This window comes from Agromyces chromiiresistens (assembly GCF_029167465.1).
GTDB lineage: Bacteria > Actinomycetota > Actinomycetes > Actinomycetales > Microbacteriaceae > Agromyces > Agromyces chromiiresistens.
The window spans coordinates 92538-104933 of sequence record NZ_JARFNL010000002.1 but is presented as its reverse complement, the minus strand read 5'-3'; the positions used below and the strand labels follow the sequence as shown (position 1 = coordinate 104933).

Annotated in this window: 13 protein-coding genes and 1 tRNA gene; 5 read left to right on the top strand and 9 right to left on the bottom strand. The window is 71.1% G+C overall.

Annotated features, from left to right (window positions below; all coding sequences use genetic code 11):
- Nucleotides 1-7 precede the first annotated feature (7 nt).
- Nucleotides 8-574 carry a LemA family protein gene (locus PX701_RS04765; RefSeq protein ID WP_231430395.1) on the bottom strand — a complete coding sequence of 189 codons (567 nt, stop codon included), beginning with the start codon at nt 572-574 and terminating at the stop codon, nt 8-10.
- A 187-nt stretch (nt 575-761) separates the two neighbouring features.
- Here PX701_RS04765 and PX701_RS04760 point away from each other — a divergent pair, with 187 nt between their 5' ends.
- The 4 genes from PX701_RS04760 (at nt 762) to PX701_RS04745 (ending at nt 3939) form a co-directional block, all read left to right on the top strand.
- Complete coding sequence (locus PX701_RS04760; RefSeq protein ID WP_231430394.1) at nt 762-1379, top strand: TetR/AcrR family transcriptional regulator; 618 nt, start codon at nt 762-764, stop codon at nt 1377-1379.
- Nucleotides 1380-1411: 32 nt separating this feature from the next.
- Nucleotides 1412-2251, top strand: a complete 840-nt coding sequence (locus PX701_RS04755; RefSeq protein ID WP_275505642.1) for an ABC transporter ATP-binding protein — start codon at nt 1412-1414, stop codon at nt 2249-2251.
- Complete coding sequence (locus tag PX701_RS04750; protein WP_231430392.1) at nt 2248-2982, top strand: ABC transporter permease; 735 nt, start codon at nt 2248-2250, stop codon at nt 2980-2982. Before PX701_RS04755 ends, PX701_RS04750 begins: the two co-directional genes overlap by 4 nt.
- A 105-nt stretch (nt 2983-3087) precedes the next feature.
- Entirely contained in the window at nt 3088-3939 is an 852-nt protein-coding gene (locus PX701_RS04745) for a trypsin-like serine protease (RefSeq protein WP_231430391.1), read from the top strand.
- 60 nt (nt 3940-3999) lie between these two features.
- On the opposite strand, the gene PX701_RS04740 is transcribed toward PX701_RS04745, so the two are convergent.
- Genes PX701_RS04740 through PX701_RS04725 form a run of 4 tightly spaced genes read right to left on the bottom strand, consistent with a single transcriptional unit; the run spans nt 4000 to nt 8508 of the window.
- The gene (locus PX701_RS04740; protein ID WP_275505641.1) at nt 4000-5367 is read right to left on the bottom strand and encodes a D-arabinono-1,4-lactone oxidase; all 1368 of its coding nucleotides are present in this window, start codon (nt 5365-5367) and stop codon (nt 4000-4002) included.
- Entirely contained in the window at nt 5364-6614 is a 1251-nt protein-coding gene (locus PX701_RS04735; protein WP_275505640.1) for an alanine racemase, read from the bottom strand. The genes PX701_RS04740 and PX701_RS04735 overlap by 4 nt, the downstream gene beginning before the upstream one ends.
- Nucleotides 6614-7900: an MFS transporter gene (locus PX701_RS04730; RefSeq protein WP_275505639.1), complete on the bottom strand. Its 1287-nt coding sequence runs from the start codon at nt 7898-7900 to the stop codon at nt 6614-6616. Before PX701_RS04730 ends, PX701_RS04735 begins: the two co-directional genes overlap by 1 nt.
- Nucleotides 7897-8508 (bottom strand): TetR/AcrR family transcriptional regulator, encoded by a 612-nt coding sequence (locus PX701_RS04725; RefSeq protein WP_231430385.1) that lies wholly within the window; start codon nt 8506-8508, stop codon nt 7897-7899. The genes PX701_RS04730 and PX701_RS04725 overlap by 4 nt, the downstream gene beginning before the upstream one ends.
- A 130-nt stretch (nt 8509-8638) precedes the next feature.
- Here PX701_RS04725 and PX701_RS04720 point away from each other — a divergent pair, with 130 nt between their 5' ends.
- Nucleotides 8639-9565: a Ppx/GppA phosphatase family protein gene (locus tag PX701_RS04720; RefSeq protein WP_275505638.1), complete on the top strand. Its 927-nt coding sequence runs from the start codon at nt 8639-8641 to the stop codon at nt 9563-9565.
- A 167-nt stretch (nt 9566-9732) separates the two neighbouring features.
- Here the strand turns inward: PX701_RS04720 and PX701_RS04715 are convergent, their stop codons facing one another.
- The 4 genes from PX701_RS04715 to PX701_RS04700 form a co-directional block, all read right to left on the bottom strand.
- Nucleotides 9733-10122 carry an SHOCT domain-containing protein gene (locus PX701_RS04715; protein ID WP_231430382.1) on the bottom strand — a complete coding sequence of 130 codons (390 nt, stop codon included), beginning with the start codon at nt 10120-10122 and terminating at the stop codon, nt 9733-9735.
- 80 nt (nt 10123-10202) lie between these two features.
- Entirely contained in the window at nt 10203-10628 is a 426-nt protein-coding gene (locus PX701_RS04710; protein WP_275505637.1) for a type II toxin-antitoxin system VapC family toxin, read from the bottom strand.
- Nucleotides 10629-10799: 171 nt separating this feature from the next.
- Nucleotides 10800-10873 (bottom strand) — tRNA-Leu (locus tag PX701_RS04705).
- 76 nt (nt 10874-10949) lie between these two features.
- Entirely contained in the window at nt 10950-12374 is a 1425-nt protein-coding gene (locus PX701_RS04700) for an NAD(P)/FAD-dependent oxidoreductase (protein WP_275505636.1), read from the bottom strand.
- Nucleotides 12375-12396: the final 22 nt, after the last annotated feature.

The following is a 12396-nucleotide window of genomic DNA, read 5'->3' as shown; positions in this document are numbered from 1 at the left end:
CCGGCCCTTAGAACTGGACGCGCGGAGGCTCGGCGATCGCCGCCGCCTCGGTGACCTCGAAGAAGTCGCGCTCGTGGAAGCCGAGGCCCCGAACGAACAGGGTGTTCGGGAACACCTTGATCTTCGTGTTCAGCTCGCGCACGCCGCCGTTGTAGAACCGGCGCGACGCCTGGATCTTGTCTTCGGTGTCGACGAGCTCGGCCTGCAGCTGCAGGAAGTTCTGGCTCGCCTGCAGCTGCGGGTACGCCTCGGCGACCGCGAAGATCGACTTCAGCGCCTGCTGCATGTGGTTCTCGGCGACGCCGGCCTCTGCGGGGCCCTGCGCCTGCAGGGTCTCGGCGCGTGCCTGCGTGACCGACTCGAACACGCCCTTCTCGTGCGCCGCGTAGCCCTTGACCGCCTCGATGAGGTTCGGGATCAGGTCGGCCCGGCGCTTGAGCTGCACGGTGATGTCGCTCCACGCCTCGTCGACGCGGACGTTGAGGGTGACGAGCGAGTTGTAGGTGGCCCAGAGGTAGATGCCGATGATCACCACGAGTGCGACGACGATGATGACGGGGATGAGCCATTCCATGGCACGGACTCCTAGCGCATTCGGCGGCAGAACTGGGGCGTGAACAATCCTACCGATCGGTCTCGTCGCGGAACGGCCTTCCCATGAGACTCGGAGGAACCCCGCGGCGGGCTCCGGGGCGGGGCACCGGAGAGGCACAGCGTGTGACGGAGCACCCCGAGCCGGCCCCCGGGGTTAGGCTCTGGGTGTGACGGAGCGCATCCCCCGACGGCGCCCGGGTCGCCCCCGCGGCGCGAAATCGGGTGACACCAGGGCGCGCATCCTCGCCGCCGCGACCGAGGAGTTCGGCGAGCGCGGCTACGAAGCGGCGTCGATGCGGGCGATCGCCCGTCGCGCCGGCGTCGATCCCGCGCTCGTGCACCACTACTTCGACGACAAGCAGCACCTCGTCACCGAGGTCGTCGAGGTGCCGCTGCAACCCGACCGCCTCGTCGCCGGCGCGCTCGACGGCCCGCTCGACGGCCTGGGCGACCGGCTCGTGCGCGCAGTGGTCACCGCGTGGGACTCGGCGACGGTGCGCCCGGCCGCGGTGGCCGCCCTGCGATCGGCGATCGGCCAGGGACCGGTGTCGCGGATGCTCCGCGAGTTCCTGCGACGCGAGATCATGCACCGCATCGCGGAGCACCTCGACGAACCCGACGCCGAGCTCCGCGCCGAACTCGCCGCGTCACAGCTCGTGGGCGTCATCATGGTGCGCTACGTGCTCGAGTTCGAGCCGGTCGCGTCGCTGCCGACCGACGAGCTCGTCGCCCGTGTCGGCCCGTCGGTGCAATGGCACCTGACCGGACGTCCTCCGGGGTCTTGACAGGGCACCCGCGCAGGCGAATTATTCAGCACATGGTGAATAGCTCGGATGCCTCGCCACCGCCCCCGCACCGGGGCGCCCACGCGATCGCGGGATCGGGGGCGGCGGTCGTCGCCGAGGACCTCCACGTCGTGCGCGGTGGTGCCGCGGTGCTCGACGGCCTGTCCCTCGCGGTGCCGAGCGGCATGATCGTGGGGCTGCTCGGCCCGAGCGGCAGTGGCAAGACGACGCTGATGCGCTCGATCGTGGGCGCACAGGTCGTGAAGTCGGGACGAATCGAGGTGCTCGGCCGCCCGGCCGGCAGTCGGGAACTGCGACGCCGGGTCGGCTACGTCACGCAGCAGGCGAGCGTCTACGACGACCTCACCGTGCGGCAGAACATCTCGTACTTCCGCCGGGTGCTCGGCGCGCCGGCGGGCGACGCCGACCGGGTCATCGACCGCACGGATCTGCGTCCGGTCGCCGATCGGCTCGTCGGCTCGCTGTCGGGCGGGCAGCGCGGCCGCGTCTCGCTCGCCGCCGCCCTGCTCGGCAGCCCCGAGCTGCTCGTGCTCGACGAGCCGACCGTCGGGCTCGACCCGGTACTCCGGGTCGACCTCTGGGGAATGTTCCGGAACCTCGCCGACGAGGGCACGACGCTCCTGGTCTCGAGCCATGTCATGGACGAGGCGAAGCGGTGCGACCGGCTGCTGCTGATGCGCGACGGCGCGCTGCTCGCCGACGACACGGTGCAGGGCGTGCTCGAGGTCACGGGCACCGACGACGTCGAGACGGCGTTCCTCCGGCTCATCGATCGAGGCGAGCCCGACCTGAGGTCGCTCGACGACGAGCAGAGCGGTGCGCACGGCCGGCACGAGGAGGAACCGCGATGACGCCCGCACGGACCCTCGCGACCACCGGCCGGGTGCTCGGTCAGATCCGGCACGATCACCGCACGATCGCGCTGCTGCTCGTCGTGCCCAGCCTGCTCATCGGCCTCGTCGCGTGGATCTTCGTCGACACCGACGTGTTCGCCGACATCGGCCCCGCGATGATCGCGCTGTTCCCGTTCATCGTGATGTTCCTCGTGACGAGCATCGCGACGCTGCGCGAGCGTCGCAGCGGCACGCTCGAGCGGCTGCTGGCGATGCCGCTCGGCAAGGGCGACTTCATCCTCGGCTACGCGCTCGCCTTCGGCCTGCTCGCCGTCGCGCAGACCGCGATCGTCGTGTCGTTCGCCGTCTGGGTGTGCGGTCTCGAGATCGAGGGGTCGATCTGGCTGCTGTTCGCGGTCGCGGTCGCCGACGCGCTGCTCGGCACCGCGCTCGGGCTGCTCGCGAGCGCGTTCGCGCGCACCGAGTTCCAGGTCGTGCAGTTCATGCCGCTCATCGTCTTCCCGCAGATCCTGCTCGGCGGCATATTCATCCCGCGCGACCAGCTTCCCGCAGGGCTCGAAGAGATCAGCGACTGGCTGCCGCTCAGCTACGCGATCGACGCACTCCAGGCGGTCGCCGCCGACAGTGAGTCGACCGAGTGGATCATGGTGAGGATCCTCGCGATCGCAGCATGGATCGTCGGCTCCATCGTGGTCGGCTCGATCACGCTGCGTCGACGAACGCCCTGACGCGGTTCTCACGCGCGTCTCCCCACTTTCGAGCGCGTCTCTCGACAACGACATCGCCGGGGGAGCATGATCGTCACACCGTTGTCCCTCGACCGGAAGTGAGCGATGCGCAAGAAACTGTTCGCGGCCCTCGCGGCCCTCGCCACCGTCTGCGGCCTCGCCGTCGGTGCCGCCCCCGCCCAAGCGTCGACCGGCGGCTCCGCCGACGGCGAGCTCCACCCCGATGTCGGGCTGATCGCGTTCTACGACAGCACCGGCCGCTACCGCTGCAGCGCGACGCTCGTGTCGCCGACGGTCGTCATCACGGCGGCGCACTGCACGCTCGGCACACTCGGCAAGACGCTCGTGACGTTCGACACCTTCCTCGACGACGCTCCTCCGAGTTTCCTCCCGACCGCCGCCGACCCGGCCGTGGGTTACACGGCCGACGAGCTCGCCGACGCGGGCTACCTCTCGGGCACGGCGTACACGCATCCGCAGTACTCCGACTTCACCGACACGAAGAACTGGAACGACGTGGGCGTGATCGTGCTCGACGAGCCGGTGGCCTCGCACGGCGACGGCTACCCGCAGATCGCGGAGACCGGCACGCTCGACGGCATCGCGCAGCGGGCACTGTCGAAGACGCTGTTCACGGCGGTCGGCTACGGCACCGAGGTGCGGCAGGAGGGCGACAACATGAAGCCCGAGCCCGAGAGCTACCCGATCCTGCGCCGGTACGTCGACATGCCCGGGCAGAAGCTCACGCCGCAGATCCTGCAGACCAACGGCAACGAGAAGGACCCGTGGGGCACGGGCGGCACCTGCTTCGGCGACTCGGGCGGGCCGGTCTTCCTCGACGGCGAGCTCGTCGCGGTGACGAGCTACGGCTACACCTCGAACTGCCGGTACCTCGGTGGCTACCAGCGCGTCGAGATCCCCGTCGTCGACGAGTGGCTCGCGGAGTTCGGTCTCTGACCGACGCTTCGACCGGTGAGGGCGGGTGCCGAACGGCACCCGCCCTCACTGCGTCGAGGATCAGGGGTTCGCCGCGTCCCGTCGTGCTGCGCCGGTCGGGCGGGTGCCGCCCGGTGTCGTGCCGAGCACCCGGTCGAGGTAGGGGTTCGCGAACCGCAGCTCGGGGTCGAGCTCGTCGCGAACCGCGAGGAAGTCGTCGAAGCGCGGGTACACCTCGCGCAGTGTCTCGGCGGTCTGCGTGTGCATCTTGCCCCAGTGCGGGCGTCCGCCGTGATCGCGCATGATCGCCTCGACGGCGGCGAAGTACTCGCGCTCGTCCTCGCGGAAGTAGCGGTGCACGGCGATGTAGCCAGACTCGCGCCCGTGGGCCGTCGAGAGCCAGTTCTCGTCGGCCGCGGCCGCGCGGACCTCGATCGGGAAGCTGATGCGCCAGCCCTTCCGCTCGATGAGCGCCCGCACCTCGCGGAGGGCGTCGGGCACGTCGGCGAGCGGGATCGCGTACTCCATCTCGCGGAAGCGCACGGTGCGGTTCGTGACGAACACCGAGGGCGAGAAGTCGGCGAAGTCCCGCCCGCTCTGCAGCCGCTCGACCTGGCGCGCGAAGAACGGGATGACGCCGGGCGCGGCCGTGCCGAGCGCGCAGACTCCGCGGAAGACGCCGTTCGCGAGCAGCTCGTCGTCGAGCCAGCGCGAGACGCGACCGAGCGGCTTCCGCGGGGCGTCGCCCGGGAGCCGCGTGTTCGTCTTGGTCATCGCGACCTCGGTGTGCGGATGCCAGTAGAACTCGAAGTGGTCGACGGCGCGCACGCGCTGCAGCCACCCGTCGAGCACGTCGGTGAGCGGCTCGGGCCGCTCGATCGCGTGCAGCACGAAGCGCGGCACGAGCTGCAGGGTCACCTCGACGAGCACGCCGAGGGCGCCGAGCCCGAGGCGCACCGCGGGCAGCAGCTCGGGATGCTCGGTCTCGCTCACGGTGACGAGCTCGCCCGTGCCGGTGACGAGCTTCGCGGCGACGATCTGCGTCGCGAGGCCGCCGAAGCCGAGCCCGGTGCCGTGGGTACCGGTCGACGTGGCACCGGCGATCGTCTGCTTGTCGATGTCGCCCATGTTGGCGAGTGCGAGGCCGTAGGGTGCGAGCAGCGCCGGCAGCCGGTGCAGCGGGGTTCCTGCGCCGAGCGTCACCCGTCCGGTCGCGACATCGGCGTCGATGACGCCCGAGAGGTCGGCGAGGTCGAGCTGCACACCGGGCGCGACCGCGATGCCGGTGAAGCTGTGCCCCGAGCCGACGGGCTTGATGCGCAGGCCCGCCGCAGCCGCGGCCTGCACGGCGCGCTGCACCGCCTCGGGCGAGTCGGGTCGTTCGACGCGCAGCGGCCGCACCGCCTCCGTCCGGCCCCAGTTGCGCCAGGTTGCTCCGGTCGCGGTCACAGGAACGCCATCCCTTCTCCCCGGTACGTCGGGATCATCGCCACGGTGTCGTCGCCGTCGACGACGGCGAACTCGTTCAGGTGCTCGGCGAGCTCGCCCGACTTGGTGTGCCGGAACCAGACGCGGTCGCCGACGGCGAGCGAGCGAGCGGCGCGGCCCGACACCGGGGTCTGCACCTCGCCCGCCATCTCGCGGGGCTCCATCACGAGCCCCTCCGGCCACACGATGCGCGGCAGCCGGTCGGCCGCGGGCGGCCCCGAGGCGATCCAGCCTCCGCCGAGGATCGTCGCGTGCTTCGCGCTCGGGCGTCGCACCACGTCGAGCGCGAAGGCGGCCGCCGGCGCCGGCGTGAAGTGCTCGTAGCCGTCGAAGAGGTGCCCGCCGAAGAGACCCGAGCCCGCGGCGATCTCGGTCACCGACGCATCGGCCGAGGTCCGCTCGAGCGAGCCCGTGCCGCCGCCGTTGACGAACTCGAGGTCGGCGACCTCGCGCACCGCCGCGACGGCGCGGGCGCGGCGCTCGAGGAGTTCGGGCATCGAGCGCGACTGCATCCAGCGGTTGACCGCTCCGTCGACGGGGCGCCCCTCTGGGCGGTTCACGACGCCTGCGATCTGCGCCTCGTACGACATCATGCCGACGAGCTCGAAGCCCGGCCGCTTCGCGATGTACGCGGCGAGCGCACCCGCGTCGGCGGGCTCGTGCACGGGCGACCGGCGCACGCCGAGGTGGCCGAGCACCGGGGCGTCCCAGGAGGCGTCGAGCTCGAGGCAGACCCGGATGCGCTCGCGCCGGCCGGGCGGCAGCACGGAGTCGACGAGGTCGAGCTGCGCCGGCGAGTCGACCATGAGCGTGACCCGCGCGGCGAAGTCGGGGTCGGTCGCGAGTCGCCTGATGCCGCCCCGCTCGGCGGTCGGGTAGCCGACCACGACGTCGTCCACGGTGTCCGCGAGCCAGAGCGCCTCGGCGAGCGTGTACGCGAGCACGCCCCGGTAACCGGGCATCGCGAGCAGGGCCTCGACGACGCCCCGCACGCGCACCGACTTCGACGCGACGCGGATCGGCGTGCCGTTGGCGCGCCGCAGCATGTCGAGGGCGTTGTGCCGCAGGGCGCCGAGGTGGAGCGCGCCGACGGGGGCGTCGAGATGGCGCGTCGCCTCGGTCAGCCGCGGCCAGTACTCCGCCGGACGGCGCCAGCTCGAGGCATCCGCGGCCGGGGTGCCGGTCTTGCGCAGGTCGAGGCCGGCCATCAGCGCACGCTCCGCACCCGCGCGACCGCGAACGCCCCGGCGGTCGAGAGCGCCGCACCGAGGAGGAAGACGAGCATGAACGAGCCGGAGACGACGACCGCGGCCGCACCGATCATGGGGGCGACCGCCTGCGGCACGGCCGAGGCGATGTTCATGATGCCGAGGTCCTTGCCTCGACTGGCGGCGTCGGGCAGCACCTGCGTCGCAAGGGCCTGGTCGACGGAGAGGAAGCAGCCGTACCCGAGGCCGAGCATGCCGGCGGCGACCATGGCGACCGTGAGATCGGGGAAGAGCGCGAGCAGCAGCGCGGCGACGCCCTGCAACGCCGAGGCGACGAACACGAACTGCTTGCGGCGTCCGAGACGGTCGGAGAGCCGGCCGCCCACGAGCGAGGCGAGGATCACGAACACCATGTAGACGAGCGTCAGCACGATGAGGTCGTCCTCGGCGTGCTGGTCGTTCAGCTGGAACATGAGGAAGTAGAGCAGCAGGCTCGTGCCGAGCGCGTTGCCGGTCGAGACCAGCACGCGACTGAGCAGCGTCCAGCCGAAGTCGGGGTGCTTCCGCGGGCTGATCCAGAACCCCGCGATGACGCTCCGGGGTGTCATCGGGGTGCGCAGGGCGCGCTCGAGCGGCTCGTCGTGCCGAGTCAGGAAGGGCACGGCGAGCACGACGAGCAGCACCGCGAGCAGCAGGTAGCCGAGTTCGGCGTCGGTCACGAGCTCGGTCACGAGGATGAGCCCGACGATGATGCCCACCGCCTGCGGCGCAGACATCCACCCCGAGACGAAGCCGCGTTGGTTGACCGGCACCTGGTCGGAGATCGTCGCGGTGAGCGCGGCGGTCATGATGCAGAACCCGACGGATGCCGCGACCCATGCCGCGCCGATGGCCCACATCTCGGTCTGCCAGCCGAGGAGCACGAGCGAGGCGGCGAAGACGAGCGCGCCGATGAGGATCCACGGCCGGCGACGGCCGAACCGGCTCGTCGTGCGGTCGGAGAGCGCGCCGGTCAGGGGGTAGGCGATGATCGTCGCGACCGCGGCGATCCCCGAGACCGTTCCGAACGCGACGACCGAGTCGACCCAGTGCTCGGGCTGCAGCTCGGCGTCGATCTGCGCGGGCAGCAGCAGCTGGACGGGGGTGAGCTGCGCCATCCAGATACCGAGCCAGACGGTCGCGAACGACGCGATCCAGCCGGCGCCGACGCGACGCGTGGGCTCGGCGAAGGCGGCGGGGGCCTCGGGGCCGGCCCCGCGGGGGGCGGCCGGGTCGATGCGGGTCATCGGGGGTCTGCCATTCTCGAGACGGCGTCGGCGGCGGCCGCCGCGACGCGGGCCGCGGCCGCGTCATCGCGGTCGACGAGCCAGGTGATGGTGAGGCCGTCGCTGAACGCGACGAGCACGCGGGCGACCTGGTCGACGGGCAGGCGCCACGTCGTGCCGGTGAGCTCGGCGGCGGCGGCGAGCGCCTCGACGAGGAGGTCGACGTAGCGCGCGTACTGCGCGATCGCGAGCGGGTGCCGCTCGGGCGAGCGGAGGGCGTACTGGGTGAGCTCGAGCATCGCCTGCTCGTGCTCGGGGTCCTCGCGCAGGTGCTCGAAGTATCGCAGCATGCCCGCTTCGAGGAGATCGCCCAGGCTCGCGCCCTGCTCGGCGGCAGCAGCGAGTTCGTCGACCGCGATGGCCTTCCGCTCCCGGGCGACCACGACGCCGATGAGCTCGTCGATGAGCTCGTCGCGTGATTCGAAGGCGTAGTGGAAGCTTGCGAGGCTCATGCCTGCCTCGGCGACGATCGCGCGGGTCGTCGCTTGCGCGAGCCCTTCGCGGGAGACCACGCGCAGCGCGGCCTCGGTGAGCGCTGCGCGGCGCTCGGCCGCCGACATCCGCGTCATCGCGTTCTCCTGCTCCTTCGCGGGGCACGGCGCGCAGCGATGCGCCGACCGTGACTGGGACAATTGACCCAGTTGCAACAGTATGCAGCATCGGGACAGAGATCGCCACGCCGGGCGCTACGCTCGCATCATGCGCCTCGGGGTTCTCGACGTCGGTTCGAATACCGTGCACCTGCTCGTGGTCGACGCCCACCCGGGCGCTCGGCCGATCCCGACCGCGTCGCACAAGTCGGTGCTCCGCCTGATGCGCTACCTCGAGCCAGATGGCGCGATCAGCGCCGAGGGCGTCGCGGCGATCCTCTCATCGGTCGGCGACGCCGCGAAGGCGGCGCGCGAGGCCGGCATCGACGAGTTGCTCGCCTTCGCGACCTCGGCGATCCGGGAGGCTGCGAACGGCGAACACGTGCTCGATCTCGTCGAGCGCGAGACGGGCGTGCGGCTCGCCGTGCTGAGCGGTGACGACGAGGCCCGCCTCACCTTCCTCGCGGTGCGGCGGTGGTTCGGCTGGTCGGCCGGCCGCATGCTGCTCTTCGACATCGGCGGCGGCTCGCTCGAGATCGCCCAGGGCAGCGACGAGGTGCCCGACGTGGCGCGATCGCTGCCGCTCGGCGCCGGGCGGTCGACCGTGGCCTTCCTGCCCGACGATCCGCCCTCGAGCGATCAGGTCGATCGACTGCGCGAGCACGCGCGCGCCGTGCTCGCGGGAGCGGTCGCCGACTTCGCGGGTCTCTCCTCCCCCGACCATGTCGTCGGCTCGTCGAAGACGATCCGCTCGCTCGCGCGCCTGGCCGGCTGGACGGAGGACGGCGTCGGTTCCGATGAGCGCAGCATCCTGCGGCGCAAGGGCCTCGACGACTGGATCCCCCGACTCGCCCGCATCCCCGCGGACGCACGTCCAGCACTGCCGGGCATCACGGCCGACCGCACGTTCCAGATCGTGGCGGGTGCGGTGGTGCTGTCCGAGGCGATGCGCGCCTTCGACGTCTCCGAGCTGGATGTCTCGCCCTGGGCCCTGCGCGAGGGCCTGATCCTGCGTCGACTCGACCTGATGGAGTGATCCGCGGCGACTGGCGGCGGCACACCACGCAGAACGGCGGCGGCCGCGCACCTTCGTGCCNACTCGACCTGATGGAGTGATCCGCGGCGACTGGCGGCGGCACACCACGCAGAACGGCGGCGGTCGCGCACCTTCGTGCTCGACCGCCGCCGTTTCGATCGTGTTCGTCAGCCGGCGAGCGCCTTGGCCTTCAGCTGGTCGTACTCGGCCTGGGAGATCGCACCCGAGTCGAGCAGGCCCTTGGCCTTCTCGATGTCGGCGGCCGCCGAGCTGCCGCCGGCCCCCGCGACGCTACGGATGTACGCGTTGGCCTGCGCCTGCGCGTCCGCCTGCTCCTGCATCCGACGCTCCGACATCGACCGGCCCCGTGCGATCAGGTAGATGAACGCGGCGAGGAACGGCAGGAACACCAGGAAGACGACCCAGAGCGCCTTCGCCCAGCCGTTGAGCGTGTGGTCGCGGAAGATGTCGATGATGATCGTGATGAAGATCCAGATGCACGCGATCATGATGTAGATCCAGAAAAGCCAGACGAGGAAGTCCCAGAAACTGTTCATTGGCGTGCCCTTTCGTCACTCCGCGAGACCGTCGCGCGCGAGGATGCCTCGAAGCTACTCCTGCCCCGACCGAGCGCGCATCATTCGATTCGAGTGACGCCGAGCGTGTCGTAGGTGGCGAGCGGCACGATGCCGGCCGCGGCAGCGGCCACCCGCTCGTCGCCGGCGACCAGGACGTCGGCCTGCAGCGTCGCGACCGCGAGGTACTCGGCGAGCGACGGATCTTCGAGGTCGAGCTGTCGTGCCAGCCGCCAGGCGGTCGCTCGTGAGACGCGATCGCCCAGGAGCCGCATGCGGAGCGAGGCGAGGCCCTCGAGAGCAGTGCGTGCGTCGCGCTCGTCGAGCCGGCCGTCGCGCACCTCGCGGTAGAGCAGCGACATCGCGTGGCTGCGGATGAGGGACGGTGCGACGAACGGGTGCGTCGCCTCGGCATTCCGCCCGTCGCGGATGAGACGCAGTGCCGTCACCGCATCGATCGCGTACCTGGTCGTCTCAGGGTCGCCCATGGCTCCAGTGAACCCCTCGCGACCGACATCGTCGAGCGCCGGTGACCGGCGCTCGTGTCGTCGTGCCCGTGCCCGGTGCCCCGCGCCCGTGCCCGGTGCCCCCACTGGGACTCGAACCCAGACTTGAGCTTGGGCCGAGGACCCAGCGCCGCCTGCCGCCGGTGCCGCAGGTGCCCCCACTGGGATTCGAACCCAGACTTGAGCGGGTTTAAGCCGCCTGCCTCTGCCGGTTGGGCTATGGGGGCGTTGTGCGCGCAGACGCAGAACGCGGCGCCGCCCCGAGGGGCGACGCCGCGTCACAGCATAGTCACGACCGTACCGCTACTTGGCGGCGACGGGCTCCTTCTCGGCCGACTTCGCCGGCTTGGCCTTCGCCGCGGCCTTCGCGTCGGCGGCCGGTGCAGGGGCCTCGGCGGCCGGCGGCTTCGGACGCGCGGCGAACGCCTCGAACTGTGCGCGCGGCTGCTGCAGTGCCGAGAGCGACACGATGTCGCGACCGAGCCAGAAGTTGTTCCACCAGCCCCAGAAGACGCGGAACTTGCGCTCCCAGCTGGGCATGGCCAGGCCGTGGTAGCCGCGGTGGGCGAACCATGCGAGCAAGCCCTTGATCGCGAGCTTGCCCGACTGGAACACACCCGAGCCGATGCCGAGGCCGGCGACGGCACCCAGGTTCTTGTGCACGTAGTTCTTGGGCTCTTCACCGCGCAGCACGGCGACGATGTTCTTCGCGAGCAGCTTGCCCTGGCGCACGGCGTGCTGCGCATTCGGCACGCAGTAGCCGCCGACGCCGCCGCCGGTGAGGTCGGGCACGGCCGAGATGTCGCCGGCCGCCCAGGCGTCAGCGACGATCTCGTCGTCGTCTTCGCCGCCGACCCGCAGGTCGGCGCGGGTCTTGATGCGGCCGCGCTCTTCGACGGGCAGGTCGCTCGAGCGGACGATGGCGGGGTTCGCCATCACGCCGGCGGTCCACACGATGAGGTCGCTCTCGAAGCTCTCGCCGGTCGACAGCTCGATCTTGCCGTCGACGGCGCTCGTGAGCTGCGTGTCGAGGTGGATCTCGGCGCCGCGCTGGGCGAGGTGCTTGATGACCCAGTGGCTCGTCGGCAGCGAGACCTCGGGCATGATGCGGCCCATCGCCTCGATGAGGTGGAAGTGCGTCTCGTCGAAGGTGAGCTGCGGGTAGTACTCGAGCAGTGCGCTCGCGAACGAGCGGAGCTCGGCGAACACCTCGATGCCGGCGAAGCCGCCGCCGACGACGACGAACGTGAGCAGGCGCTCGCGCTCGGGCCCGGGCGGGAGGTTCGAGGCCTTGTCGAAGTTCGTGAGCACGCGGTCGCGGATCGCGACGGCCTCTTCGACGGTCTTCAGGCCGATCGCGTTGTCGGCGATGCCGGGGATCGGGAAGGTGCGCGAGACGGCGCCGCCCGTGACGACGACGACGTCGTACTCGAACTCCCAGGGCTCACCGAGCTCGGGGGTGATGGTCGCCGTCTTCGACGCGTGGTCGATCTTGGTGACCTTCGCGGTGACGACGTTGGTCTTCTTGAGGTGGCGGCGGTGCGAGGTGACCGAGTGGCGCGCCTCGATCGACCCGGCTGCGACCTCGGGCAGGAAGGGCTGGTACGTCATGTACGGCAGCGGGTCGACGACCGTCACCTCGGCCTCGCCGGGACGCAGCCACTTCTCGAGCTTCCACGCCGTGTAGAACCCCGCATAGCCACCGCCGACGATGAGAATCTTGGGCACGGTGAATGGACTCCTCAGTATC